The following is a 24595-nucleotide window of genomic DNA, read 5'->3' on the forward strand; positions in this document are numbered from 1 at the left end:
CAGATCGACCCGGATATCTCAGAGAACATACCTTCCCATCGGGCGCCCGCTCACCCGACCTTCCCACCCTCGCCCAACTCTCCCTCCCAACGCCGGTAGAGCGCGTGCGGCACACCGACCGCGTCCAGCACCCGCCCGGCGACGAAATCGACCAGCTCGCGGGCGGTCGACCCGCCCGCGTAGAAGCCCGGCGAGGCCGGCAGCACCACGGCGCCCTGGGCGTCCAGCTCCACAAGGTGCCGGAGCGTCACCCCGCTGAGCGGGGTCTCGCGCAGGCAGACCACCAGCGGGCGGCGCTCCTTGAGGGTGACGCTGGCGGCCCGCTGGAGCAGGTCCTTGCTCAGACCGAGCGCGATCCCGGCCACCGCCCCGGTGGTGGCCGGCACCACCAGCATCCCCTTGGCCGGGTACGAGCCGCTTGACGGGCCGGCCGCGAAGTCGCCCGCCGGCCAGTAGCGGACGCCGTCGAGGTCCCCGCTCCCCAGCCACGCGGCCAGGTCGTCCCGCCAGTGCGCGTCCCGGAAGGCGATGCCGGTCTCGTCCAGGATGGTGAGCCGCGCCGCCCGGCTCACCACCAGGTCCACGGCCTCCCCCGCCCCCAGCAGCGCCCGGATCACGGAGGCGGCGTACGGCGTCCCGGACGCTCCGGACACCCCGACCACCCAGGGCCGGCGGACGTTCTGCTGATCTGTGCTCATACCGGGCACCTTAGAGCCCGGCGCCGGCCGCTCACCGGAGCCGGGTGGCCACCACCGTGCTCAGGTCCGGGGCCAGCCTGAGGTCCACCGCGCGCAGGGCCGGATGGCCCAGCCAGTGCAGCCGGGCGGTGTCCGGCTCGCCCTGGTACCGGGGCGGCCACTCGGTGCTCGGGGTGAAGTCGTCCACCACCAGGACCCCACCGACCGTCAGCAGCCGCTCCGGGTCGGCCGGTCCGGTCTGCTTGCCGTTCCCGCCGCCGTCCAGCACCAGCAGGTCGGACGGGGCGTGTCGGTAGACCTCGGTCCAGTCACCGTGCACCACCCGGACGTTCGGCAGCTCCGCGAACACCTCGGCCGCCGGCGCGGCCCGTCCGGCGTTGTCGGCGCTTCACTCCGCGCGGCTGCGGGGCGAACCGTCCGGGGCCAGCTCGATCAGCTGGACCCTGCCGTCCCCGGTCCGGATCCAGATCCGGTCCGGGCCGTCCCAGGCGGCCTCCAGCAGGGCGCCGTCGTCCGAGTCGCCGTTGAACCGGCCGAGGTGCCAGCGCCGTTCGGCGAGGCCGCTGCCCTGCTCCAGGTAGACCATCCAGAGCGGGTCGATCAGGTCGCGGCCCTCCTCCACCACCAACTGGCGGTCGGCGCGGGCGGGCGCCGCGTGACGCTCCGTCGGCTTCCAGTCGGAGCGGGTGAACTGGTACGCCGGAATGCTGAAGAAGGCCAGCCCGATGACGGCCACCAGCACCGTCGCCCTGGCCCCGTCGTCCCGCAGGCCGACCATCGCCGCGGCCGTCAGCACGACCACCGCCGCGACCACCCAGTCCACCGGCCGGTCCAGCTCCTGGATCAGCACCAGCCCGCCCCGGTGGGTGGCGATGCTCCCGATCACCTGGGCCACCACCATCAGCCCGACCGCCCCCAGCAGGGCCCGCACCGTCCTCCGACGCGCCGTCGCTCCCGGCCCTCCCTCGCCCGTCGGTACCGGCTCGGCCGTCATCCCCACGTCTCCCCCCACCGCACGTCCGTTCGTATGGGGTGAGGGTACGTCAGGAGGGTCACAGCGCGGCGGCCTCGGCGATCACCGTCCGCTCGATGCCGCGCAGCAGGCGCTCCACCTCGGCCGGGGCGAACAGGCGGGAGTCGGCGGTCATCGCGATCTCCAGGCCGCCCGGCTGGTCGGCCATGTGCAGGACGTAGCTGACCCGGCCGCCGTGGTCGGTGGCGGGCTGCCAGGTGAGGGTGGCGGCGGGGGCGGCGGACGGGTCCCAGGAGGGGTCCGGGGCGGGGAGGGGGGAGACGCGCTGGTCGTTGTACCAGCAGGAGCGCTCGAAGACCACGCCCGGATCCTCGGCGTACGGGGCGAGCTCGGCCTCCAGGGCGCTCTTGTCGTAGTAGGCGCTGCGGTAGGTGGCCAGCGAGGCGCGCTTGGTGCGGCCGAGGAGTTCGGCGAAGTCGGCGCCCTCGGTGTCGATGGCGAGGTAGCCCTCCATCGCGAGCGGGCCGGTGGCGCGGGCCAGGCCGTTGTGGAAGCGGTTGTTGACCATCAGTTGGAGGCCGCAGCGGCCGGTGCCGGCCCACTCGGCCACGGTCAGCGCGGTGGCGGCGAGCAGCACGGTGGGCGGGGTGGCCCGGACGGCCGGGCAGAGCCGCGCCAGGGCCTGCGGCAGGGCCGGGGAGAGCAGGTGGGCGCGGCGGTAGGGCGGGTCCTCGGGGGCGGGGGTGAGCGCGACCGGGTCCTTCGGGGCACGGGCTCCGGCGGCGGCGGTGCGCCAGTGCCGGCGGGCGGCCGCGTCGAGCCGCTGCCCGCGGGCGGAGCGCTGCTCGGCGGCCTGTTCCAGCGGCTGGAGTTCGGCGGCGGAGGCCTCCCGGACCTGTTCCCGGCTCGCCCCGGTGGCGAGCGCGACCAGGTCCTCCATCAGCCGGGGCAGGCCCCAGGCGTCGGCGGCGGTGTGCGAGAAGACGGCGGCCAGGTGGTGCACCAGTCCGTCCTCCACGACCACGCCGAACCGGGCCTGCCACTCGCCCGCGTAGTCGAAGGCCCGGCCCCAGAGCTCCTGCCGCAGCTCGGCGCCGATCCCGGCGGCGGTCTCCGCGGTGCCCGGTCTCAGGTGCAGCGGGGCGCCGCCCTCACCGTCCAGCTGCTGGCGCAGCTCGCCACCGGGGGTCTCCACCACCCGGGTGCGGAGGGCGTCGTGGACGTACAGCAGCCCGCCGAGGGCCTGACGGACCGTCTCCAGCGGCAGCGGCGGGGAGACCGGGCCGTCCATCGGGACGTTGTAGGCGTGGTCGCCGGGGCGGATCGCCCGGAGCGCGTGCCAGATCGCGTACTGGCCCCAGGTGACGGGGCCCTCGCCGCTGCGGGCCCCGGTGCAGCTGACCCGCTGGGTGGTGGCTTCGGTCTTCACCGGACGTCCCTCCGGGCGGCGGGAGGCACCGCCCCGTGACTCGACTGGAGTGCGCCGCGTGCCGGGCGGACGACCGGGAGGGATACCTGGAGCCGAACGGCCCTGCACCACAGGGGTGTTGACGAACCATTCGGGGCTCGCACCCCCGTCCGGCTCGCCCGGTAACCTACCGACCGCCCGATCGCCGGGCAAGGGATCCGGGAGGGCGCGGCTCCGCCCCGGGCGGCGCCCATGGGCCAGGATGGTGGGCATGACGGCGACGCTGATCGACCTCACCCATCCGGTCACCACCGGCATGCCGGTCTACCCCGGGGATCCGGAGGTGGTGGTGCGGCCCGCCCTGACCACCGCCGCCGACGGGGTCAACGTGCTGGCGCTGCACCTCGGTTCGCAGTCCGGGACGCACGTGGACGCGCCGTACCACGTGGACGTCACCTGGCCGACCCTGGACGGGCTGCCGCTGACCCTGTTCACCGGCCCGGCGGTGCTGGCCGACCTGCGCGGGCTGGAGCCGCGCAGCGCGGTGACGGCCGCTCAGCTGGCCCCGGCCCTGGCCGGGGCGGCGGAGGGGAGCGTGCTCCTCCTGGCCACCGGCTGGGCCCGGCACTGGGGCACCGACCACTACCTGGCGCACCCCTACCTCACCCCGGAGGCCGCCGGGGCGGTGGTCGCCGCCGGGATCCGCTCGGTCGGGGTGGACGCGCTGAGCATCGACCTCACCCCGGAACCGGCCCCGGCCGACCCGGCGGTGGCGGCCCTGCTGGACTCCCTCTCCGACGAGCACGACCCGGCGCCGGAGCCCGGATCGCTGGCCGCCCACCGCGCGCTGCTCGGAGCCCCCGGCGGGGCGGTGGTCTGCGAGAACCTGACCGACCTCACCCCGCTGCTGGAGGCCCGGGACGCCGGCCTCCCGGTGGCGGTCTCCTTCTTCCCGATCCGCCTCACCGCCGCCGACGGCGCCCCGGTCCGGGCGGTGGCCCGCCTGGGCTGAGCGCGGGCGACCCGACGGTACCCGGCCGGTCGGGCTGTCATGGTCTAGACCAACTTCCGGTGCCGCCGCTACGCTCTCGTCATGGCAGAGATCATCGGCGTGATCGAGCGGCTGTGGCGCTACCCGGTCAAGTCGACCGGGGGCGAGCGGCTCGACTCCGTGGAGGTGGACGAGCGCGGGCTGGCGGGCGACCGGCTGTACGCCGTCCGGGACGGGGCCGGAAAGCTCGGCTCCGGGAAGTCCACCCGGAGGTTCCGCCGGATGGACGGGCTGCTGCGGCTGGGCTCGCGGCTCGGCACCCGGCTGACCGCCCCCGAACTGCTCGACCCGCTGGGCAAGCCCGTCCCCGATCCGGACGCCTTCCTGCGCGCCTACCTCCAGCGCGAGGACGTGGAGCTGGCCCGGGAGGACACCGTCTCGCACTTCGACCAGCTACCGGTCAGCGTGCTGACCACCGCCACCCTGGACTGGCTGCGCGCCGAGCTGCCGGAGACCGCCGTGGACGAGCGCCGGTTCCGGCCGAACGTGCTGCTGCGCACCCCGCCGGGCACCGCCCCGTTCACCGAGGACACCTGGTTCGGCCGCAGCGCGGCCACCCCCACCGGGCTGGTGCTGGCCTTCGTCCGCTCCAGCGAACGGTGCGTCATGTCCGGCACCGCCCAGCCCGGCCTGCCGCACGCGCCGGAGATCCTCAAGACCATCGACCACGCCCACGACGGTCGCCTGGACGCCCTGGCCACCGTCGCCCACCCGGGCCGCCTCCGGATCGGCGACCGGCTCACCCTGGAGGACTGACCGGGGCCCCGTCGGCACCGAACGCCCGGACGATCAGCCGGGCGTCCTCCTCCAGCCGGGCCCGGGTGACGTACCCGCCCAGCGGGTTGGGCCGCAGGCCGTGCGGCCCCGGCACCACGGTGATCACCGGGTGGGGGTGGTCCGGGTGCTCCAGGTCCCAGCGGACGACGGCGTGCACCGCCCGCTCGGCGAACCCGGCCGCCTCCAGGGCCCGGACACAGCGCGGCAGCAGCCGGGCGGCCTCGGCCACCCCCTGCTCGCCACCGTCCGGCATCAGCACCAGCTGGCCCGGCGCGGACGGGGCGACATCCATCACCACCAGCGCTTCCGGGGCGTCCAGCACCACCGTGGCCGGGCCGCGGCCCGCGCGGATCGCGCAGAACACGCAGTCCTCGGCGTACGCCGCCGCAGCGGTCATCGAGCTGCCCCCGCCGGCTCCTCCACCGGCTCCCCGGCCCGCCAGGCCGCGGCCGAGAGCGGGCGGGAGCGGGCGGCGGCCAGGGCCAGCGCGGTGACCAGCAGCCCGGCGCAGATCACCCCGCAGGCGATCCGGTAGTCGGTGACGGTGACCAGCCAGGCGCCGAGCGCCACCCCGATGCCCTGCGGCACCCCGATCACGAACTGCATCGCCCCGTGCACCCGGCCCAACTGCTCGCGCGGAGCCCTGGACTGAACGGTCGTCACCATCGCGACGATGCACATCGGCAGCCCGGCCCCGGCCACCAGCATCGCCGTCACCACCAAGGGCAGCACCCCGGTGCCCTGGAGCAGTGCGGAGAGCGCGAAACAGGCCAGGCCGGCGAGCATCAGCCGTCCGAGCCCGACGCCCTTGCCGAAGCGGGCCAGCAGGGTGCCCGAGACGATGGTCGCGAAGCCCTGGAGGGTGATGAGGAAGGCCAGGTAGGTGGCCGACCGGCCGAGCCCCTGGGTGACCATGGCCAGGCCAACCGACTCGAAGAAGTTCAGGAAGAAGAGCGAACCGGCCGCCGCGTAGACCACCACCCGCAGCAGGCCGTCGCCGTGGATCACGGCCTGTCCGCGCCGGACGTCCCGGCCCAGCGCACGCAGCGAGAACGGCTCCGACTCGGCCGCGGCGGGGGCCAGCGGAAGCAGCAGCACCAGGGCTGCGGCGGCCAGGTGGAGCAGGCAGACCGCCGTCACGGTGAGCCCGATCCCGGAGGCCGCGTACATCCCGACCCCGGCCAGCGGCATGACCACCCGCAGGCCCCGGCTGAGCGTCTGGTGCAGCGCGTTGACCTGTACGAGGGCGTCGTCCTCGAAGAGCTGGGTGATGCCGACCGACTGCGCGGTGTCCGCCATCGCGCCGAGCGCGCCGTACAGGAAGCCGACCGCGTAGAGCAGCGGCAGCACCGGGCGGCCGTCGCCGAGCTGAAGGGTGGTCAGCACCGCTGCGGTGGCGCCCAGCGGCAGCACCAGCGCCCAGCGGGCGGGCAGCCGGTCCACCAGCGCCCCGGTGAGCGGGGAGGTCAGGCCGCCGGCCGTCACGAACAGCATGGTGAGCCCGGCCAGCCCGGCCGAGCCGGTGTCCTGCTGCACCCAGACCGCCAGGGCCAGGGTGAGCAGGTAGCGGGCAGCGGCGCCGAGCAGGTCGGAGCCGAAGAACAGGGCGGCGGAGCGCTGGCGCAGCAGCGCGACCTCGGAGTGACACGTGAAATGTGCCATGTGAAATGACATTAGAGAAGGACGAGGTACCCGTCAACGACTTTCTCCGCCCGCGACCGTTCCCTGGAAGGGGTCCGGCCGAGCCCCCGGTGGGGACTCGGCCGGCGCGGAGCGGTGGGAGTCAGCCGAGTCGGATCAGGCCGGCCTTGGCGGTGGCGGGCTTGAGGGCCGGGGTGCCGGCGAAGGTGGCCTGGTAGCCGCCGGCCAGCACCACGGTGAGCAACGGGACCAGGCCGCTGCAGGTGGCGGTGCCGTGGGCGTTGGTGACGGCGGTGCAGACGGTGGCGCTTCCGACGGTGAACCTGACGGTCTGTCCGGCCGCCGGGAGGTGGGCGGTGGTGTCGGTCAGGGTGGCGGAGAGGGTCAGGCCGACGGTCAGGCCGCCCGCGCCGACCGAGAACAGGGTGGGTGCGGCGCTCAGCGCGGTGGAGTGCGGGGTGCCCGGGTCGGTGACCACGGTGTAGGTGAAGCGGTCGGCCGCCGAGGTGGCGCTGCTGCCGCCCGGGGTGGTGACGGTGACGTCGACCGTCCCGGTGCCCGCCGGGGCGACCGCGGTCAGCCGGTTGTCGGTCGCGACGCTGAACGAACTGGCCTCGGTGGAGCCGAACTTGACCGAACTCGCCCCCGACAGGCCGGTGCCGTCGACGGTGACCACGGTGCCGCCGGCGGCCGGGCCGCTCGACGGGCTGATGCCGGAGACCACGGGGGCGGGCACCGGGGCCTGCGGGCGGACGAAGGCCAGGCCGTACGGGTCGGTGCCGACCGGGACGACGGCGGTCAGGGTGCGGGTGGCGCTGTCGACCACGGAGACCCGGTCGCCCGGGAAGTCGGTGGCGTAGAGGGTGGCGCCGCTCGGGTCCAGCGCGACGCCGCGCACCTTGCCGGCCGCCAGGCTGCCGCTGACGGTCTGGGTGGAGGTGTCCACCACGGTCAGGTTGGCGGCGGCGTTGAAGCTGCCGAGGTAGAGGCTGCCGCCGTCCGGTGAGACCACCGCCGCGTTGGTGCCCGCACCGACCGACAGGGCCGCGACCACGGTGTTGGTGGCGGTGTCGATGGTGTTGAGGGTGGCGCTGCTGTAGCCGCCGACGTAGACCTTGCTGCCGTCGGGGCTGACCGCGACGGCCTCCGGGAACTGGGCCACCGGGATGGTGGCGGTCACCGTGGCGCCGGCGGTGTCGATCACCGAGACGGTGTTGGAGTCGGAGTCCGCCACGTAGACCCGCGAACCGTCCGGCGTGACCGCCAGGTTGAACGGCTGGGAGCCGACCGGGACGGTGACCGCCACGGTGTTGCTGGCGGTGTCGATCACCGAGACGGTGTTGGCGTTGAAGTCGGCCACGTAGACCCGGGAGCCGTCGGGGCTGACGGCCAGTCCGTTGGGCCCGTCACCGACCGGGACGGTGGCGGTCACCGTGTTGCTCGCGGTGGAGATCACCGAGACCGCGTCCGAGCCGCTGTCGGCGACGTAGACCCGGCCGCCGTCGGGGGCGGCCGCCACGCCGCGCGGGGCGTCGCCGACCGGCACGGTGGCGGTCACCGTGCCGGTGGCGGTGTCCACCACGGAGACGTCGTCGGTGCCGGAGTTGGCCACGTACAGGTGGCCGGTGCCGACGGCCGCGTGCGCGGTGCCCGGCGCGGCCAGGGTGGCGGCGGCGGCGAGCGGGGCGGTCAGCAGCAGCGCCGTGAGGGCTGCCGCCGGGCGGCGCAGTACAGCGGATATGGGCATGGGTGGTCTCTCTACTCGGACGCCTGGAAGGCAAGGGTGGCGTCAACGGCGGTGGACCGTCACACAGTTGACGCGCCCCCCGCTGGACGCCATCCGTTGTAGGCGGCCCGCGCCGGGCGCGTCCATCGAACGCCGGACACCGGGCGTCCGTCACACCTCCCCCACCGACCGTCCACACCACCTGCACCCGGTGTGCCGCCGTACCCCTGGGACGTGGGGCACCTCATGAGTCGATCTGCGCCCCATCAGTCACATCTGCCACAGCGCTCGCAGCAGGCGGCGCGCGAGAATTCGACCGGCGCGCGCCGCACGAAACGCGCCGTGCACCGAGCTGCGCGCGGGGAACACCCGAACGATCAGTGCGCCTTCACCAGACAGAAGGGGTGCCCCGCCGGGTCCACGTAGACCCGCCAGCCGGTCTCGACGTCCTTGCGGACCGCGCCGAGTGCCAGCACCCGCGTCTCGGCCTCGTCCAGGTCCGCCACCTCCACGTCCAGGTGGAGCTGCTGGGGGTGGGCCGGGTCCGGCCACATCGGCGGGCGGTAGTCCTCCACCCGCTGGAAGCCCAGCACCATCCCGCCGGGCACGTGCACGGTGGACCACTCCTCGTCCAGGGACCAGCGCGGGTCCGGCCGGTCGAGCTCGCCGCCGAGCAGCTCGGCGTAGAAGTGGGCCAGCCCCGCCGGGTAGTGGCAGTCCAGCACCACGCACTGCAGCTTGCCGATCATCATGTGCTCCCAAGGCTCGGACACCGGTGCCCCCAGCATCCCGCGCGCCCGCCCGCCGGGCCCGTCCCGACACGGCGCCGCGGTGGCAGTACGGCCGGCCGTACCGGAATCGCCGCAGGCCAGGCGGGTGGAGACGGACCGTCAGGTGGCGTAATGCCGCCGCAACGAAAAACCCGCCGGTACGGCCCTAGGGTTCTGGCGAACCGACCCCCTCCCCCTCGGAGCACCGCGATGACCAGCGAGAACGGCACCCGACCGACGGCCCGGCGGCTGCGCGCCGACCGCGCCCGGCAGGTGGCCGACGTGCTGCGCCGCCAGGTGCTGGACGGCCGGGGGGCAGCCCGTTCGCTGCCGCACGAGGACCGGCTGGCCGAGGAGTTCGGCACGTCCCGGAACACCGTCCGGGAGGCGCTGGACCTGCTCCGCGAGGAGGGCCTGATCCGCCGGGTGCCCGGCTCCGGGACCCAGGTGGTGGCGGAGAAGGTACCGCACGGCCTGAACCGGCTGGAGGGCCTGGCCGAGACCCTGCACGAGCACGGCGACGTGGTCAACGAGGTGCGGGCGTTCGGCCCGGTCCGGGCCCCCGGCCCGGTGGCCCGGCGGTTCGGGCTGCCGGACGGCGCCGAGGTGGTCTACGTGGAGCGGCTGCGACGGCTAAACGGGCTGCCGCTCTCGCTCGACCTCACCTACCTGGCCCCGGACATCGGGGCGGAGCTGGACGCCGCCGACCTGGCCGGGCAGGACATCTTCCGGCTGATCGAGGAGGTGGCCGGCCAGCCGCTCGGCCGGGCCGACATCACCCTGGAGGCGGTCAACGCCGACCCGCACTCCGCCACCGTGCTCGAAGTCCCGCGCGGCACCGCCCTGTTGATGCTGGAGCGGCTGACCACCCTGGCCGACGGACGCCCCGTCGACCTGGAGTACGTGCGCTTCCGCGGCGACCGGCTCACCATGCGCGGGCAGCTGCTGCGCGACCTCCCCTGACACACCCTCCCGAGAGGCAACCCCATGGCACTCGCCGACCACCGCTCCGACGTGCCCGTGACCATCGACGCCTCGCTCTGCATCGAGGGCTGCACGCTCTGCGTGGAGATGTGCCCGCTGGACTCGCTGGCCATCGACCAGGAGAACGGCAAGGCCTACATGCACGTGGACGAGTGCTGGTACTGCGGCCCGTGCGCCGCCCGCTGCCCCACCGGGGCGGTCACCGTCAACATGCCCTATCTGCTCCGATAGTTGAGGAAGCCCCCAGACCATGAGAGCACGCACCGGCGCCCTGCTGGCCGCCGCGACGCTGACCGCCGCCACCGCCTGCTCCTCCGCCGACGGGGCGGCCGGGGGCGGCAGCACCGTCCAGGTGGTGGTGGGCTACCAGTCCAAGACCATCAACACCGTCACCGCCGGCACCCTGCTGCGCGCCCAGGGGTACTTCGAGCAGCGCCTGGCCGAGCTCGGGAAGCAGAACGGCAAGACCTACACCGTGAGTTGGCAGGACTACGACTCCGGCGCCCCGATCACCGCACAGATGCTCGCCGACAAGACCGACATCGGCTCGATGGGCGACTACCCGCTGCTGATCAACGGCTCCCGCGCCCAGGAGGCCGGCGGCCCCGGCACCCGGCTGGTCTCGGTGACCGGCTACAACCTGCTGGGTGCGCTCAACTCCGTTGTGGTGCCCAAGGATTCGCCCGCGCACACCCTGGCCGACCTGAAGGGCAGGAAGGTCTCCACCTCGGTCGGCTCGGCCGCCGACGGCACCCTGGTGCAGGCGCTGCGCAAGGCCGGAGTGCCGGACGACGGGATCCAGAAGCAGAACCAGCAGCCGGCCGTCGGCGCCTCGGCCCTCAAGGCGGGCGGCGTGGACGCGCTGGCCCAGTTCGTCGCCTGGCCCGGCGCGGTGGTCTTCGCCGGGGACGGGCGGCTGCTCTACGACGGCGCCGCGCTGGCCAGGCCCACCCTGCACGGGGTGGTGGTCCGGCAGAAGTTCGGCACCGAGCGGCCCGAGGTGGTGAACGCCTTCCTGGCCGCCCAGCAGGATGCCACCGAGTACCTCAACGAGCAGCCGCTGGCCGCCAGTCGGAAGGTCGCCGAGGCCACCGGCCTGCCCGCCGAGGTGGTGCACCTGTACAACGGCCCCAACGGCATCGCCACCTTCGGCACCGAGCTCCGCCCCGAGCTGCTCACCGCGCTGCGCGAGGACGTGCCCTTCCTCAAGTCGGTCGGCGTGCTCAAGGCGCTGGACCTTGACGCCTTCGTCGACCCCTCCTACCTGGCGAAGGCCGCGCTCCCGGCCGTCCCGCCGGCCCGGATCGCCGGCACCGACGAGCTCTGCGGCCTGCCGGTCACCGACCCGGCCCTGGCCGGTGAACTCTGGCTGGAGGGCGAGGAGTCCACCCGGCCGGCCGCCGACCCGGGCTGCCTGCTGAAGGCCGTGAAGGCCGCCGAGGCGGGCGGGAAGAAGCTCCGCGCCGCCTACGTGCCGGACGCGGCCACCGGCACCCGGTGGTTCGCCGACCACGACCTGTGGGTGCGGGACGGGGCGAAGCTGCTGCCGTTCACCACCGAGGACGGCGCGAAGGCGTACCTGGCCGCGCACCCCGACGCCCGGCAGCTCTCCTACCGGGAAGCCCTGGCCGCCTCATGACCCGGCGCCTGGTGCGGCTGGCCGCGCTGCTCGCCGCCGTCGGGCTCTGGCAGCTGCTGACGGCGCGGCACGTCCGGCTCTGGGTGCGCTTCGACCACCTGCCGACGGCCGTCCAAGTCTGGCACGCCTTCGGCCTGCGGCTGGGCACCGAGGAGTACTGGCAGGACCTGACGGAGAGTCTGCGCCGGATCGGCACCGGCTTCCTGCTGGCCGGGCTGCTCGGCGTGGCCGCCGGGGTGCTCACCGCCCGTTCGCGCTGGGCGGCCGACCTGCTCGGCCCGGTGCTGGAGGTGGTCCGGCCGGTCCCGGCGATCGCGCTGGTGCCCGTCGCCATCATGCTCTTCCCCGAGAACGAGCAGGGCATCGTGGCGATCACCTTCGCCGCCGCCTTCTTCCCCGTCACGGTGGCCACCCGGCACGCGGTGCGGGCCGTGCCGCCGCTCTGGGAGGAGGCCGTGCGCACCATGGGCGGCGGCCGCGGGCGGGTGCTGTGGAGCGTGGTGCTGCCGGCCGCCCTGCCCGGGGTGGTCGGCGGGCTCTCGGTCGGCCTCGGGGTCTCCTGGATCTGCGTGATCTCGGCCGAGATGATCTCCGGTCAGTTCGGCGTCGGCTACCGCACCTGGCAGGCGTACACCGTGCTGGACTACCCCGGCGTGTTCGTCGGCATCGTCACCATCGGCCTGCTCGGCTGGCTCACCTCCGGCGCGGTCGAACTGCTCGGCCGCCGGCTGACCGCCTGGCTGCCGCCGCGCCCCGGAGGTGCCGGATGAGCCTGCGACTGACCGCCCGGGGGCTCTCGCTCGGGCACGCCGGGCACCCCGTGGTCGAGGGCCTGGACCTGGACGTCGCCCCCGGCGAACTGCTCACCGTGCTGGGTGCCTCCGGCTGCGGCAAGTCCACCCTGCTGCGCGCCCTGGCCGGCCTGCTGCCGCCCACCGGTGGCGAGCTGCTGGCCGACGGCGCCCCGCTGCGCGGCCCCTCCGCCGAGCGCGCCCTGGTCTTCCAGGAGGACGGCCTGCTGCCCTGGCGCAGCGCCCGCCGCAACGTCGAACTCCCGCTGGCCATCGCCGGGTTGCGCCGGCCGGAACGCCGGGAGCCGGCCCTCGGCTGGCTGCGGCGGGTCGGTCTGGAGGACCACCAGGACCGGCTGCCACGGCAGTTGTCCGGCGGGCAGCGGCAACGCGTCCAGCTGGCGCGGGCACTGGCCGGCTCACCGAGGGCGCTGCTGATGGACGAGCCGTTCGGCGCGCTGGACGCGCAGAACCGGCATGCGATGCAGCAACTCCTGCTCACCGTACGGGAGAAGGAGGGCTGCACGGTGGTCTTCGTCACCCACGACGTGGACGAGGCACTGCTGCTCGGCGACCGGGTCGCGGTGCTCGGCGGCGGCCGCCTGCTGGCCCTGCACGAGGTGCCCCGCCCGTCCGCCGCCCGCCCCGAGCTGCGCGACCACCTGCTCGCCACGCTCTCCTGAACCCCTCCTCCGAAAGGCACGTCGACCCATGCAGATCCCCGAGCTGTCCGAGGCCCGCCGCCTGGAGTGCGACGTGCTGGTGATCGGCGGCGGCACCGCCGGCTCGATGGCCGCGATCAGCGCCGCCGAGGCGGGGGCCACCGTGCTGCTGCTGGAGAAGGCCCACGTCCGCCACTCCGGCGCGCTGGCCATGGGCATGGACGGCGTCAACAACGCCGTCGTCCCCGGCCGGGCCGAGCCGGACGACTACGTCGCCGAGATCACCCGGGCCAACGACGGCATCGTCGACCAGCGGACGGTGCGGCAGACCGCCACCCGGGGCTTCGCCATGGTGCGGCGGCTGGAGGGGTACGGGGTCAAGTTCGAGAAGGACGAGTACGGCGAGTACCAGGTCCGCCAGGTGCACCGCAGCGGCTCGTACGTGCTGCCGATGCCGGAGGGCAAGGACGTCAAGAAGGTGCTCTACCGGGTGCTGAGGCAGCGTCACATGCGCGAGCGGATCACCATCGAGAACCGGGTGATGCCGGTGCGGGTGCTCACCGCCGGCGGCCGGGCGGTCGGCGCGGCCGCCTTCGACACCCGCAGCGGGGAGTTCGTCACCGTCTCGGCCGGGGCGGTGGTGCTGGCCACCGGCCCCTGCGGCCGGCTCGGCCTGCCCAGCAGCGGCTACCTCTACGGGACGTACGAGAACCCGACCAACGCCGGGGACGGCTACGCGATGGCGTACCACGCGGGCGCCGAGCTGAGCGGCATCGAGTGCTTCCAGATCAACCCGCTGATCAAGGACTACAACGGGCCCGCCTGCGCGTACGTGGCCAACCCCTTCGGCGGCTACCAGGTGAACCGGCACGGCGAGCGCTTCGTCGACTCCGACTACTGGTCCGGGCAGATGATGGCCGAGTTCGCCGCCGAGGTGGCCTCCGACCGGGGCCCGGTCTACCTGCGCACCACCCACCTGCCGGAGGAGACCGTGCAGGCGCTGGAAGGCATCCTGCACACCACCGAACGCCCCACCCGGGGCACCTTCCACGCCGGGCGCGGGCACGACTACCGCACCCACGACATCGAGATGCACATCTCCGAGATCGGCCTCTGCGGCGGCCACTCCGCGAGCGGGGTCTGGGTGGACGAGAACGCGGCCACCACGGTGCCCGGGCTGTACGCGGCGGGGGACCTGGCCTGCGTGCCGCACAACTACATGATCGGCGCCTTCGTCTTCGGGGACCTGGCGGGGACCCACGCCGCCGCCCACCTGCCGTCCGCCCGGGCCCCGCTCCCCCTCGACCAGGTGGCCGCCGCCCACGAACTGATCTACCGTCCGCTGCGCAACCCGGACGGGCCGCCGCAGCCGCAGGTGGAGTACAAGCTCCGACGCTTCGTCAACGACTACGTGGCGCCGCCGAAGACCGGGGCCCGGCTGTCGGTGGCGCTGGAGCACTTCGAGCGGATGCGCGGCGAGGTGGCCGGGATCGGCGCCCGCACCCCGCACGAGCTGATGCGGGCCGTCGAGGTCGACTTCATCCGGGACTGCGCCGAGATGGCCGCCCGCTCCTCGCTGGCCCGCACCGAGAGCCGCTGGGGCCTCTACCACTCCCGGGTCGACCACCCCGGGCGGGACGACGAGCGCTGGTTCAGCCACCTCAACCTGCGCCGGACCGCGGCCGGGACGATGGAGTTCCTGACCCGGCCGGTCGCGCCCTACCTGGTGCCGGTGGACGGCCTCGTGCCCCCGGCCCTCCCCGTCACCGTCCTCGGCGAGGTGCACCCGCTGGTGGTCGGCCGGACCGGAGCCACCGTCAGCCCGGCCACCGCCTCCGCCCCCACCGCCGCCTCCTCCCCCGTCCTCCGCTCGCTGCTCCTCCTCGACGAGCCCACCCTCCCCGAGCTCCTCCCCTACCTCCACGACCCGGCCGCCGAGGTCCGCCGCACCGCCGTCGCCCTCACCACCGAGCACCCCTCGGACGGCACCGGGGCCGCCCTCGCCCGCACCCTGGCCGACGCCGACGCCTCCGTGCGCACCGCCGCGGTGGCCGCCCTGCGCGAGCTGCTCCCCGTCCTCACCGCCGCGCTCGGCCCCGCCCTGCTCCCGCACGCGGCCTCCCCCGACCCGGTGGTGCGCGCGGGCGTGCTCGAACTCTCCCGCGCCCTGCGCACGGGCGAACTCCCCCTCTACGCCTCCGCACTCCGCGATCCCGCGGTCCCCGTCCGCCTCCAGGCCGTCCACGGCCTGGTCTCCCTGGACGCCGCCCCGGCCCTGCTCCCCTCCGCCGCCGACCAGGCCCGCGAGGTCCGGGTCGCCACCGCCGAGGGCCTGGGCACCATCGCCTCCCCCGTCGCCGTCCCCACCCTCACCACCCTCGCCACCGACCCCGACCCCCTGGTCCGCGCCGCCGCCTTCCAGGGCGCGGCCGGCCTCAACTGCCCCGACCCCCTCCTGACCCTGGCCACCACCCCCGACCCCGCCTGGCAGGTCCGCAGGACCGCCGCCACCGCCCTCGGCTCCGCCGCCGCCCTGGACGCCCTGCTCCCCTACCTCACCGACCCCGAGGCCGACGTCCGCAAATCCGCCGTCCGCGCCGCGGCCCCGCACGTGCGAACGGGCCCGGAGCTGGCCGAAGCCCTCCGAGCCCGTCTCGCCGACCCCGACGCCGATGTCCGCGCCTACGCGCGCCTGGCGCTCAAGGGGTGACGCACCGTCAGAGCTTCAGGCCGCGCAGGACCAGGTCGAGCAGGGCGAAGACGAAGAGCGAGATGCCGACGAAGCCGTTGGTGGTGAAGAAGGCGCGGTTGAGCTTCGAGAGGTCGTGCGGCTTGACGATGGTGTGCTCGTAGACGAAGGCGCCGGCCACCACCGCCAGGCCGACCCAGAAGGCCGGGCCCGCGTGGGTGAGGAGGGCGTACCAGACCAGCAGGCCGAGGGTGACGGTGTGGCAGACGCGGGCGCCGTAGAGGGCGGCCGGGACGCCGAAGCGGGCCGGGAAGGAGCGGACGCCCTCGGCGCGGTCGGCGGTGACGTCCTGGGTGGCGAAGATCAGGTCGAAGCCGCCGATCCAGATGCCGACGGCGAGGCCGAGGACGACGGCGTCCCAGGACCAGCTGCCGGTGACGGCCAGCCAGGCGCCGATCGGGCCCATGGCCTGGGCCAGGCCGAGGATGGCGTGCGGGAAGTCGGTGAAGCGCTTGCCGTACGGGTAGACCACCATCGGGACGACGGCGACCGGGGCCAGGGCCAGGCAGAGCGGGTTGAGCAGGGCGGCCGAGCCGAGGAAGACCAGCAGGGCGACCGCGGAGCCGATGTACGCGGTGCGCATGGAGACCGCGCCGGTGACCAGTTCGCGGTTGGCGGTGCGCGGGTTCCGGGCGTCGATCTCGCGGTCGATGATCCGGTTGGCGGCCATCGCGAAGGTGCGCAGGCCGACCATGCAGATCGTCACCAGGACCAGGGCGCCCCAGTGCATCCGACCGTCCGTCAGGTACATCGCGGTGAAGGCGGCGATGTAGGCGAACGGCAGGGCGAAGACGGAGTGCTCGATCAGCACCAGGTTGAGGAAGGCCCGGACCTTGCCCGGCTCGGGCGCGGCGGCGACGGAGGTCACAGCCCGTACTCCTTCCAGCGACGGTCGACCAGGGCGGCGGTGGCCGGGTCGGAGCTGACCATCTCGGGCCAGCCGCCGTCCCGGGTGTAGCCCTCCTCGGGGAGCTTGCGGGTCGCGTCGATGCCCGCCTTGCCGCCCCAGAACTGCTGGTAGGAGGCGTGGTCCAGGTGGTCCACCGGGCCCTCGACGACGCTCAGGTCGCGGCTGTAGTCGACGTTCCCGAGCGCCCGCCAGGCGACTTCCTGGTAGTCGTGCACGTCGCAGTCGGCGTCCACCACGACGATCAGCTTGGTCAGCGACATCATGTGGGCGCCCCAGATGGCGTGCATCACCTTCTGAGCGTGCTTGGGGTACTTCTTGTCGATCGAGACGATCACGCAGTTGTGGAAGCCGCCGGCCTCGGGGAGGTCGTAGTCCACGATGTCCGGGATGATGATCTTGAGCAGCGGCAGGAAGAACCGCTCGGTGAACTTGCCCAGCGGCCCGTCCTCGGTCGGCGGCCGGCCGACCACGATGGACTGCAGCAGCGGACGGGACCGCATCGTCACGCAGTCGATGGTGAGCGCCGGGAACGGCTCCTGCGGGGTGTAGAAGCCGGTGTGGTCGCCGAACGGACCCTCGGGCAGCATCTCCCCGGGCTCCAGCCAACCCTCCAGCACCACCTCGGCGTTGGCCGGGACCTGGAGCGGGACGGTCTTGCAGTCCACCATCTCGATCCGCTTGCCCGAGACGAAGCCGGCGAACAGGTACTCGTCGATGTCGCCGGGCAGCGGCGCGGTGGAGGCGTAGGTGACGGCCGGCGGGCAGCCGAAGGCGATCGCGACCGGCAGCCGCTCGCCGCGCTTGGCGGCCTTCGCGTAGTGGTTGCGGCTGTCCTTGTGGATCTGCCAGTGCATGCCGATGGTGCGCTTGTCGTGGCGCTGCAGCCGGTAGAGGCCGAGGTTGCGGACGCCCGTCTCCGGGTCCTTGGTGTGGGTCAGGCCGAGGTTGAAGAAGGAGCCGCCGTCCAGCGGCCAGGTGAAGAGCGCGGGCAGCCGGTCGAGGTCGACCTGATCGCCCGTCAGCACCACCTCCTGGACGGGGGCGTCGCCGGACTTCACGCTCTTCGGCGGCACGTGGGCCATCGAGGCCAGCTTGCCGAAGGCGTCCCGGAAGCCGGTGAAGCCCTGCGGCAGCTCGGGCTTGAGCAGCCCGGCGATCTTCTCGGCGATCTCCTCGGGGCCCTTGAGGCCGAGCGCCTTGGAGAGCCGGCGCTCGGTGCCGAAGACGTTCATCGCCAGCGGCATCGAGGCGCCCTTGACGTTCTCGAACAGCAGCGCGGGGCCCTTGGCCTTCTGCACCCGGTCGACGATCTCACCGACCTCCAGGTGCGGATCGACCTCGGTCTTGATCCGCTTGAGGTCGCCCTCTCGCTCCAGGGCCCGGAGAAACGAACGGAGATCGTCGTATGCCATGTGGGCCAGTATCCGATACTGGCTAGTCTGGCCACGCCAAGAGGGCCCCGTCCGCCGCTTCCGGGGAGAGACGCACCGTGTTGAGGATCCTTCCGCCCCTGCTCGTACTCGCCCTGTGGGTCTGGGCGTTCATCGACTGCCTGACCACTCCGGAGGAGGAGGTCAGGTACCTGCCGAAGGTGATCTGGATCATCATCGTGCTGCTCTTCCCGCTGGTCGGCTCGATCGCCTGGCTGGTGGCCGGCAAGCAGCGCGGCACGCTCCGCCCGGCCCGGACCGCGGCCGCCCCGGTGGCCCCGGACGACAACCCGGAGTTCCTCGCCTCGCTCAAGAAGCAGCAGGCGGACCAGGACGCCGAGCACCTGAAGCAGTGGGAGGCCGACCTGCGCCGCCGCGAGCAGGAGTTGCGGGACCGGAAGGACGACCGGGACCGCCCCGACCAGGGCTGACGGAGCGCTTTGGCGCATCCCTACGAGCCGCGGGGGCCCGCTTCACCCTGCGGCAACCTCCCCGCAACAAGCCCGGAAACCGGCCCTGACCTGCTCTTTCACCTGCCACCCGGCCTGACGCCGGATGAGCTCGAACGGCCCGACCAGCTGCCTGGTCGGGCCGTTTTCTGTGCAGCCCTGACAGCTTCTGGCGCTCGACCTTGTACGGAATCGACGCCGAGACGGACCCGTGGTCCCTCGTAGTGTCGTAGGTGAAGAAGTGTTCGCAGTGATCGGCCCGCCCACAGCGGCCCCGTAGCCGGACAGTTCCCCCAGACTTGGAGTGGTTCGAGATGACGGTTGTGCCCGAGGCGCCCGCCGGTGGCCAGGCCATCGAGACCCCGGCGGACGCCCGGGGCCGGGTGGCGGAGCTGCACGCGCTGCGCAGCCAGGTCCTGAGCGGCCCGAGCGAGAAGGCCACCGAGGCCCAGCACGCCAAGGGCAAGCTGACGGCCCGCGAGCGGATCGACCTCCTGCTGGACGAGGGCTCCTTCCACGAGGTGGAGCCGCTCCGCCGCCACCGCGCCACCGGCTTCGGCCTGGAGCACAAGAAGCCGCACACCGACGGCGTCATCGTCGGCTGGGGCACCGTGCACGGCCGCACCGTCTTCACCTACGCCCACGACTTCCGGATCTTCGGCGGCGCGCTCGGCGAGGCCCACGCGCAGAAGATCCACAAGATCATGGACATGGCCATCGCGGCCGGTGCCCCGCTGGTCTCGCTCAACGACGGCGCCGGCGCCCGGATCCAGGAGGGCGTCACCGCCCTGGCCGGCTACGGCGGCATCTTCCAGCGCAACACCCGGGCCTCCGGCGTGATCCCGCAGATCTCGGTGATGCTCGGCCCGTGCGCCGGCGGCGCCGCGTACTCCCCCGCGCTGACCGACTTCGTCTTCATGGTCCGCGAGACCTCGCAGATGTTCATCACCGGCCCGGACGTGGTCCAGGCCGTCACCGGCGAGAAGATCAGCCAGAACGGGCTGGGCGGCGCCGACGTGCACTCCTCGGTCTCCGGCGTCTCGCACTTCGCCTACGACGACGAGCAGAGCTGCATCGAGGAGGTGCGCTTCCTGCTCTCGCTGCTGCCGCAGAACAACCGCGAGATGCCGCCGGTCGCGCCCAACGACGACCCGGTGGAGCGCCGCAACGAGTCGCTGCTCGACCTCGTCCCGGCCGACGGCAACCGTCCGTACGACATGCGCAAGGTGATCGAGGAGGTCGTCGACCACGGCGAGTTCCTGGAGGTCCACGAGCGCTGGGCGACCAACGTGCTCTGCGTGCTGGCCCGGATCGACGGCCACGTCACCGGCATCATCGCCAACCAGCCGCAGTCGCTGGCCGGCGTGCTCGACATCAACGCCAGCGAGAAGGCCGCGCGCTTCGTCCAGATGTGCGACGCCTTCAACATCCCGCTGGTGACCATGCTGGACGTGCCCGGCTTCCTGCCCGGCGTGGACCAGGAGCACGACGGCATCATCCGGCACGGCGCCAAGCTGCTGTACGCGTACTGCAACGCCACCGTGCCGCGGATCCAGCTGATCCTGCGCAAGGCCTACGGCGGCGCCTACATCGTGATGGACTCCCGCTCGATCGGCGCCGACCTGTCCTACGCCTGGCCGACCAACGAGATCGCCGTGATGGGCGCCGAGGGCGCGGCCAACGTGATCTTCCGCCGCGACATCAACGGGGCCGAGGACCCGGAGGCGATGCGTGCGCACAAGATCAAGGAGTACAAGAGCGAGCTGATGCACCCGTACTACGCGGCCGAGCGCGGCCTCGTGGACGACGTGATCGACCCGGCCGAGACCCGGGCCGTGCTCGCCTCGGCGCTGGCCATGCTCCGCACCAAGCACGCGGACCTGCCCAGCCGCAAGCACGGCAACCCGCCGATGTAACACGGCGTTTCGCCGCTCGGAACCCATCAGACGTCCAGCCGGGGGAGAAAAGAACCCATGAGCACCGAACCGCTTGTCCGCATCGTCCGCGGCTCGCTCTCCGACGAGGAGCTGGCCGCCCTGACCGCCGTCCTGATGGCCCGTGCGGCCGCCGTCCAGGCCGCCGCCGCGGCCGCCCCGGCGGTCGAGCCGATCGCCACCTGGTCGCGCATCGAGCGCCGCCCGGCCTACTTCTCGCCGGTCAGCTGGCAGCAGGCGGCCTGACGCACCCTCACGAGGCCCCGGCACCGTACTAGCACGCCAGTGCTGGCGGGTGCCGGGGCTTCGGCGCGTTCTCACCCGGACCGGTGACCACCCCTTCAGAACGGCCCGCCTCCCCTGCCAGGCTCGGTCCATTCGTGGACGCACCGGGGTGGAGGCGCAGGCGTGGTGGCAGCGAACGGGAACGGGAAGCCGGCGGACCGGGGCGCGGAGGCGGTCCAACTCCTGGCCGGGGTGGTCGACCTGGGGCTGGAGCAGGCCGAGGGGCTGCTGCGGCGGCTGCGCGGCACGCTGGGCCGCTCCGACCTGGACGCCCTGCTGACGGACGGCCAGGAGGACCTGCGGGCCCGCGGCGAGCTGCTGCTCGGCCGGCTCGCCACCGGCTCCGAGCCGCACATGGAGGCGGTGGCCCGCCGCTCGGCCGCGTACCGGAAGGCTGCGGGCGGTGGCTGAGTCCGCCGCTGCCTGGGACGGCGGACTGAAGGCCCGGGTGGACGGGGCACTGCACGCGTTCGTGGCGGAGGAGTGCGCTCTGCTCACCGCGATCGACCCCGAACTCAAGCCGGTCGCCGAGCAGTTGACCGCCGCCGTGGCCGACGGCAAGCGGCTGCGGGCCGCCTTCGCCTACTGGGGCTGGCGGGCGGCCGGGCAGCCGGACAGCGAGGCGATGGTGCGGGCGGCCACCGCGATGGAGCTGGTGCACGCGGCGGCCGTGGTGCACGACGACCTGATCGACGACAGCCCGGTCCGCCGGGGCTCCCCCACCGCCCACCTGGCGCTCCGTCAGGCAGCCCCGGAGGGGCCCGGCCGGGACGCCGCCGGGCGGGCGCTGGCCATGCTGGTCGGTGACCTGCTGACCGCCTGGGCCGGCCAGCTCTTCGCCTCCTGCGGCCTGCCGTCCGGCTACCTGGCCCGGGCCCGCCCGCTCTGGGCCACCCTGGCCCGGGAGCTGGTCGCCGGCGAGTGCCTGGAGGTGCTGCGCACCCGGGGCGCCGCCGCCTCGGAGGCGAGCTCCCTGGAGATCGTCCGCTACAAGACCGCCAAGTACACCGTCGAGCACCCGCTGCACCTCGGCGCCCTGCTGGCCGGGGCGCCGCCCGCCCTGCTGGAGGCCTTCACCGCGTACGGGCTGCCGCTCGGCGAGGCCTTCCAGCTCCGCGACGACCTGCTCGGCGTCTTCGGCGACCCCGGGCGGACCGGCAAGTCCAACCTGGACGACCTCGCCGGGGCCAAGCCCACCGCCCTGCTGGCCCTCGCCCTGGCCAACTCCGGCCCCGCCGACCGGGCCAGGCTGCGCGCCCTGCTCGACCGGCCCGGCCCCGAGGACCTGGCGGAGCTGCGCGCCCTGCTGGTCCGCTCCGGCGCCCGGGCCCGGGTCGAGGAGCTGATCGAGGAGCGCACCACCGCCGCCCGCACCGCCCTGGCCACCGCCCCCGTCGCCGGGCCGGCCGCCGCCGCGCTGGGCGAGCTGGTCGACGCCGCCACCGCGCGCACTTCCTGACCCTCCGTCGAATGAGGACCCATGACGTACACCCCCGAACGGATGGACGCCCTGCGGCTGCTCGGCGACCCGCTCGCCGACTCCGTGGTCGCGGCGCTCTTCGAGCGCGGCGAGGTCGGCAAGTTCAACACCCTGATGCGGTGGTTCGCGCAGAGTGGCCAGCCGCTGCCGGACGACGTCCCCGAGGAGGCGCGGGCCTACCTGGAGACCACGGCGGTGCCGCCCTCCTGGGTGGACTGGGAGCAGATGGAGAAGGCCCGGCTGTTCTTCATCGACAACAACGTGCACATCTCCACGGCGCTCTCCTTCGCCTCGATGCCCGCCTGCTACGTCGTCCCGCACATCGCCAGGCTGCTCAGCGCCACGCACTCGCTGGCGTACCCGTCGAAGCGGATGGCCGAGACCGGGCAGTTCACCCTCTACCTGATGCGGCCCGACGCCTTCGAGGCCGGCGGGCGCTTCCTGCCCGCCGCGCAGAAGGTCCGGCTGCTGCACGCCTCCATCCGGCACCACCTGCGGCGGGAGGGGCGGTGGGACGAGGCGGCGCTCGGGGTGCCGATCTGCCAGGAGGACATGATCGGGGGGCAGATGATGTTCTCCGTGCAGGTGCTGGACGCGCTGCACCGGATGGGCATCCACATGTCCAACGAGGGCGCCGAGGCCTACTTCTACGCGTGGAAGGTGGTCGGGGCGATCCTCGGGATCGAGCTCGACGCGATGCCGGCCGACCTGGAGCAGGCCCGGGAGTTCTCCGACCGGTACATGGCGCGGCACATGGGGCCCTCGGAGGAGGGCGCGCTGCTCACGAAGCAGCTGATCGACCTCTACGAGGAGGTCGTGCCGGGGACCTTCTTCGACCCGGTGGTGGCGGCCCTGATCCGCTTCCTGATCGGCGACACCAGCGCCGACTGGCTCCAGGTCCCCCGCTCCCCCTGGGACCGCCTGGTGACCCTCGCCCCGGCCGCCCTGGGCGTCCTGGAACGCCTGGAGGACGCCTCCCCGCTGGCCGCCTGGGCCCTCGACCACCTCGGTGAGCTCACCACCCGCTTCGAGCTCAGCTCCCTCACCCGCGGCCGCGTCATGCAGTACGCCATCCCCGAGGAGCTCAAGCCCGACTACGGCATCACCTCGACGAAGCCCCGCACCGACCCGTGGGTCCCACCCGGCCTGGCCGTCTGAGTGGCCACCCCGGGGGCGCGGGGAACTGCGCGAATCGGAAGGCGGCTCACCTGCAACTGACCCACTGTCAGCCAGTTGCAGGTGCTGCCGTTCCCCCGCGCGCAGTTCCCCGCGCCCCCGGCATCACCACGTACGTTCCTCGCCCAGCTGGCACGACCACGTACGTTCCTCGTGCCGCCTAGGCGACGACGGCGAGGGCGGCTCCCCGGCCGGCGTGCATGACGCTGAGGTTCGCCTCCAGGTGCTGGGGGTCCTGGGAGAGCCAGAGGCGGACGGTGGGCCCCCAGGATGGCGCTCGCGGAGCCGAGACGGACGCCGGTGAGCTGGGCGACCCGGGCGGCGGCGAGGACCAGGAGGTCGGCCAGTGGGGCCGGTAGCCAGACGGTCTGGGCGCACGGCGCCGGCGGCGCGAGCGCGGCCAGCAGTTTGAACGCGTCCGCGGGCCGGTGCAGCGTCGGCAGGACGTCGAGCAGACCGTCCGCCACGACCTCGGAGACGTCGCTCCGGTGGCTCTGGGCCAGCCGTCGGAGCAGCGCTCTCTCCGCAGCGGTGATTCGGACGGTCAGCATGACCTCGTCGCACTCCGGCATGGGTGCGGCCCTCCTCGCGCTCTTCGTACAGATGGATGGATGTGACCGGGCGTCAGACGCCGGCGTAGGAGTGCTTCCCCGTCACGAAGATGTTGACGCCGTAGTAGTTGAAGAGCCAGCAGGCGAAGGCCAACAACGCCAGGTACGCGGCCTTGCGGCCCTTCCAGCCGGCCGTGGCGCGGGCGTGCAGGTAGCAGGCGTAGAACACCCAGGTGATGAAGGACCAGGTCTCCTTGGGGTCCCACTCCCAGTACTTGCCCCAGGCGGCCTCGGCCCAGATCGCCCCGGCCACGATGGTGAAGGTCCAGAGCGGGAAGACGATCGCGTTGATCCGGTAGGAGAGCTTGTCGAAGGTCGAGGCGGCCGGCAGGCGGCGCCAGATCGAGGCGGAGGTGCCGAGCGGGCCGGTGGCCTTGCCCTCGGCCATCCGGCGGTCGTAGGAGTCCTTGCCGAGGTAGAGGGCGGTGGCGATGAAGGCCGCGTAGAAGGC

Annotated in this window: 25 protein-coding genes; 14 read left to right on the forward strand and 11 right to left on the reverse strand. The window is 73.5% G+C overall.

Annotation, left to right across the window (positions count from 1 at the left end; genetic code table 11):
* Positions 1-50: 50 nt before the first annotated feature.
* The 4 genes from ABD946_RS00515 to ABD946_RS00530 are packed head-to-tail and all read right to left on the reverse strand — an operon-like array spanning position 51 to position 3100.
* Positions 51-698, reverse strand: coding sequence for a UbiX family flavin prenyltransferase (locus ABD946_RS00515; RefSeq protein ID WP_345278902.1), 648 nt, complete (start codon positions 696-698; stop codon positions 51-53).
* 31 nt (positions 699-729) lie between these two features.
* Positions 730-1047 carry an O-methyltransferase gene (locus ABD946_RS00520; RefSeq protein ID WP_345278903.1) on the reverse strand — a complete coding sequence of 106 codons (318 nt, stop codon included), beginning with the start codon at positions 1045-1047 and terminating at the stop codon, positions 730-732.
* Between the two features lie 39 nt (positions 1048-1086).
* Complete coding sequence (locus tag ABD946_RS00525) at positions 1087-1692, reverse strand: hypothetical protein (protein ID WP_345278905.1); 606 nt, start codon at positions 1690-1692, stop codon at positions 1087-1089.
* Positions 1693-1750: 58 nt separating this feature from the next.
* The gene (locus tag ABD946_RS00530; RefSeq protein WP_345278907.1) at positions 1751-3100 is read right to left on the reverse strand and encodes a condensation domain-containing protein; all 1350 of its coding nucleotides are present in this window, start codon (positions 3098-3100) and stop codon (positions 1751-1753) included.
* A 250-nt stretch (positions 3101-3350) separates the two neighbouring features.
* Here ABD946_RS00530 and ABD946_RS00535 point away from each other — a divergent pair, with 250 nt between their 5' ends.
* A complete protein-coding gene (locus tag ABD946_RS00535) occupies positions 3351-4091 on the forward strand; it encodes a cyclase family protein (RefSeq protein ID WP_345278909.1) in 741 nt (246 codons plus the stop codon).
* Positions 4092-4172: 81 nt separating this feature from the next.
* Positions 4173-4886, forward strand: coding sequence for an MOSC domain-containing protein (locus ABD946_RS00540; RefSeq protein WP_345278911.1), 714 nt, complete (start codon positions 4173-4175; stop codon positions 4884-4886).
* Here ABD946_RS00540 and ABD946_RS00545 read toward each other — a convergent pair.
* The 4 genes from ABD946_RS00545 to ABD946_RS00560 all read right to left on the reverse strand — a co-directional run bounded on the left by ABD946_RS00545 (position 4870) and on the right by ABD946_RS00560 (position 9023).
* The gene (locus ABD946_RS00545) at positions 4870-5304 is read right to left on the reverse strand and encodes an HIT family protein (protein WP_345278913.1); all 435 of its coding nucleotides are present in this window, start codon (positions 5302-5304) and stop codon (positions 4870-4872) included. The genes ABD946_RS00540 and ABD946_RS00545 overlap by 17 nt on opposite strands.
* Complete coding sequence (locus ABD946_RS00550; protein WP_345278915.1) at positions 5301-6569, reverse strand: MFS transporter; 1269 nt, start codon at positions 6567-6569, stop codon at positions 5301-5303. The genes ABD946_RS00545 and ABD946_RS00550 overlap by 4 nt, the downstream gene beginning before the upstream one ends.
* A 121-nt stretch (positions 6570-6690) precedes the next feature.
* The gene (locus ABD946_RS00555) at positions 6691-8295 is read right to left on the reverse strand and encodes a YVTN family beta-propeller repeat protein (RefSeq protein WP_345278917.1); all 1605 of its coding nucleotides are present in this window, start codon (positions 8293-8295) and stop codon (positions 6691-6693) included.
* 356 nt (positions 8296-8651) lie between these two features.
* On the reverse strand, positions 8652-9023 hold the full coding sequence (locus ABD946_RS00560) for a VOC family protein (RefSeq protein ID WP_345278957.1): 372 nt from the start codon (positions 9021-9023) through the stop codon (positions 8652-8654).
* Positions 9024-9254: 231 nt separating this feature from the next.
* Between ABD946_RS00560 and ABD946_RS00565 the strand changes: the two genes are divergently transcribed.
* The 6 genes from ABD946_RS00565 to ABD946_RS00590 are packed head-to-tail and all read left to right on the forward strand — an operon-like array spanning position 9255 to position 15830.
* Positions 9255-10007 (forward strand): GntR family transcriptional regulator, encoded by a 753-nt coding sequence (locus tag ABD946_RS00565; RefSeq protein ID WP_345278919.1) that lies wholly within the window; start codon positions 9255-9257, stop codon positions 10005-10007.
* Between the two features lie 24 nt (positions 10008-10031).
* Positions 10032-10259, forward strand: coding sequence for a 4Fe-4S dicluster domain-containing protein (locus ABD946_RS00570; protein ID WP_345278921.1), 228 nt, complete (start codon positions 10032-10034; stop codon positions 10257-10259).
* A 19-nt stretch (positions 10260-10278) separates the two neighbouring features.
* The gene (locus ABD946_RS00575) at positions 10279-11667 is read left to right on the forward strand and encodes an ABC transporter substrate-binding protein (RefSeq protein ID WP_345278923.1); all 1389 of its coding nucleotides are present in this window, start codon (positions 10279-10281) and stop codon (positions 11665-11667) included.
* Positions 11664-12437, forward strand: coding sequence for an ABC transporter permease (locus ABD946_RS00580; RefSeq protein ID WP_345278925.1), 774 nt, complete (start codon positions 11664-11666; stop codon positions 12435-12437). Before ABD946_RS00575 ends, ABD946_RS00580 begins: the two co-directional genes overlap by 4 nt.
* Positions 12434-13141, forward strand: a complete 708-nt coding sequence (locus ABD946_RS00585) for an ABC transporter ATP-binding protein (RefSeq protein WP_345278927.1) — start codon at positions 12434-12436, stop codon at positions 13139-13141. The genes ABD946_RS00580 and ABD946_RS00585 overlap by 4 nt, the downstream gene beginning before the upstream one ends.
* Positions 13142-13169: 28 nt before the next feature.
* The gene (locus tag ABD946_RS00590) at positions 13170-15830 is read left to right on the forward strand and encodes a fumarate reductase/succinate dehydrogenase flavoprotein subunit (RefSeq protein ID WP_345278929.1); all 2661 of its coding nucleotides are present in this window, start codon (positions 13170-13172) and stop codon (positions 15828-15830) included.
* 7 nt (positions 15831-15837) lie between these two features.
* On the opposite strand, the gene mqnP is transcribed toward ABD946_RS00590, so the two are convergent.
* A complete protein-coding gene (mqnP, locus tag ABD946_RS00595; RefSeq protein WP_345278931.1) occupies positions 15838-16737 on the reverse strand; it encodes a menaquinone biosynthesis prenyltransferase MqnP in 900 nt (299 codons plus the stop codon).
* On the reverse strand, positions 16734-18191 hold the full coding sequence (locus ABD946_RS00600; protein ID WP_345278934.1) for a menaquinone biosynthesis decarboxylase: 1458 nt from the start codon (positions 18189-18191) through the stop codon (positions 16734-16736). Before ABD946_RS00600 ends, mqnP begins: the two co-directional genes overlap by 4 nt.
* 77 nt (positions 18192-18268) lie before the next feature.
* On the opposite strand from ABD946_RS00600, the gene ABD946_RS00605 reads away from it, so the two are divergent.
* From ABD946_RS00605 to ABD946_RS00630, 6 genes are all read left to right on the forward strand, one after another.
* Complete coding sequence (locus tag ABD946_RS00605; RefSeq protein WP_345278936.1) at positions 18269-18640, forward strand: PLD nuclease N-terminal domain-containing protein; 372 nt, start codon at positions 18269-18271, stop codon at positions 18638-18640.
* 332 nt (positions 18641-18972) lie between these two features.
* Positions 18973-20574, forward strand: a complete 1602-nt coding sequence (locus tag ABD946_RS00610) for an acyl-CoA carboxylase subunit beta (RefSeq protein WP_345278938.1) — start codon at positions 18973-18975, stop codon at positions 20572-20574.
* 57 nt (positions 20575-20631) lie between these two features.
* A complete protein-coding gene (locus ABD946_RS00615) occupies positions 20632-20838 on the forward strand; it encodes an acyl-CoA carboxylase subunit epsilon (RefSeq protein ID WP_345278940.1) in 207 nt (68 codons plus the stop codon).
* 162 nt (positions 20839-21000) lie between these two features.
* Positions 21001-21288 carry a polyprenyl synthetase gene (locus ABD946_RS00620; RefSeq protein ID WP_345278942.1) on the forward strand — a complete coding sequence of 96 codons (288 nt, stop codon included), beginning with the start codon at positions 21001-21003 and terminating at the stop codon, positions 21286-21288.
* Positions 21281-22336 carry a polyprenyl synthetase family protein gene (locus ABD946_RS00625; protein WP_345278944.1) on the forward strand — a complete coding sequence of 352 codons (1056 nt, stop codon included), beginning with the start codon at positions 21281-21283 and terminating at the stop codon, positions 22334-22336. The genes ABD946_RS00620 and ABD946_RS00625 overlap by 8 nt, the downstream gene beginning before the upstream one ends.
* 21 nt (positions 22337-22357) lie before the next feature.
* The gene (locus tag ABD946_RS00630) at positions 22358-23515 is read left to right on the forward strand and encodes an oxygenase MpaB family protein (RefSeq protein WP_345278946.1); all 1158 of its coding nucleotides are present in this window, start codon (positions 22358-22360) and stop codon (positions 23513-23515) included.
* A gap of 642 nt (positions 23516-24157) precedes the next feature.
* On the opposite strand, the gene ccsA is transcribed toward ABD946_RS00630, so the two are convergent.
* Positions 24158-24595, reverse strand: a 438-nt coding sequence (ccsA, locus tag ABD946_RS00635; protein WP_345278948.1) for a cytochrome c biogenesis protein CcsA, incomplete at its 5' end; no start/stop codon positions are given.

Origin of the sequence: Kitasatospora albolonga (assembly GCF_039535905.1) — a bacterium.
Lineage (GTDB): Bacteria > Actinomycetota > Actinomycetes > Streptomycetales > Streptomycetaceae > Kitasatospora > Kitasatospora albolonga.

Coding starts and splice junctions, on each gene's coding strand:
- ABD946_RS00615 (WP_345278940.1), top strand. CDS start 20,632: ATGAGCACCGAACCGCTTGTCCGCATCGTCCGCGGCTCGCTCTCCGAC.
- ABD946_RS00585 (WP_345278927.1), top strand. CDS start 12,434: ATGAGCCTGCGACTGACCGCCCGGGGGCTCTCGCTCGGGCACGCCGGG.
- ABD946_RS00575 (WP_345278923.1), top strand. CDS start 10,279: ATGAGAGCACGCACCGGCGCCCTGCTGGCCGCCGCGACGCTGACCGCC.
- ABD946_RS00525 (WP_345278905.1), bottom strand. CDS start 1,692: ATGACGGCCGAGCCGGTACCGACGGGCGAGGGAGGGCCGGGAGCGACG.
- ABD946_RS00580 (WP_345278925.1), top strand. CDS start 11,664: ATGACCCGGCGCCTGGTGCGGCTGGCCGCGCTGCTCGCCGCCGTCGGG.
- ABD946_RS00630 (WP_345278946.1), top strand. CDS start 22,358: ATGACGTACACCCCCGAACGGATGGACGCCCTGCGGCTGCTCGGCGAC.
- ABD946_RS00570 (WP_345278921.1), top strand. CDS start 10,032: ATGGCACTCGCCGACCACCGCTCCGACGTGCCCGTGACCATCGACGCC.
- ABD946_RS00550 (WP_345278915.1), bottom strand. CDS start 6,569: ATGGCACATTTCACGTGTCACTCCGAGGTCGCGCTGCTGCGCCAGCGC.
- ABD946_RS00610 (WP_345278938.1), top strand. CDS start 18,973: ATGACGGTTGTGCCCGAGGCGCCCGCCGGTGGCCAGGCCATCGAGACC.
- ABD946_RS00555 (WP_345278917.1), bottom strand. CDS start 8,295: ATGCCCATATCCGCTGTACTGCGCCGCCCGGCGGCAGCCCTCACGGCG.
- ABD946_RS00565 (WP_345278919.1), top strand. CDS start 9,255: ATGACCAGCGAGAACGGCACCCGACCGACGGCCCGGCGGCTGCGCGCC.
- ABD946_RS00515 (WP_345278902.1), bottom strand. CDS start 698: ATGAGCACAGATCAGCAGAACGTCCGCCGGCCCTGGGTGGTCGGGGTG.
- ABD946_RS00540 (WP_345278911.1), top strand. CDS start 4,173: ATGGCAGAGATCATCGGCGTGATCGAGCGGCTGTGGCGCTACCCGGTC.
- ABD946_RS00545 (WP_345278913.1), bottom strand. CDS start 5,304: ATGACCGCTGCGGCGGCGTACGCCGAGGACTGCGTGTTCTGCGCGATC.
- ABD946_RS00590 (WP_345278929.1), top strand. CDS start 13,170: ATGCAGATCCCCGAGCTGTCCGAGGCCCGCCGCCTGGAGTGCGACGTG.
- ABD946_RS00600 (WP_345278934.1), bottom strand. CDS start 18,191: ATGGCATACGACGATCTCCGTTCGTTTCTCCGGGCCCTGGAGCGAGAG.
- ABD946_RS00560 (WP_345278957.1), bottom strand. CDS start 9,023: ATGATCGGCAAGCTGCAGTGCGTGGTGCTGGACTGCCACTACCCGGCG.
- ABD946_RS00535 (WP_345278909.1), top strand. CDS start 3,351: ATGACGGCGACGCTGATCGACCTCACCCATCCGGTCACCACCGGCATG.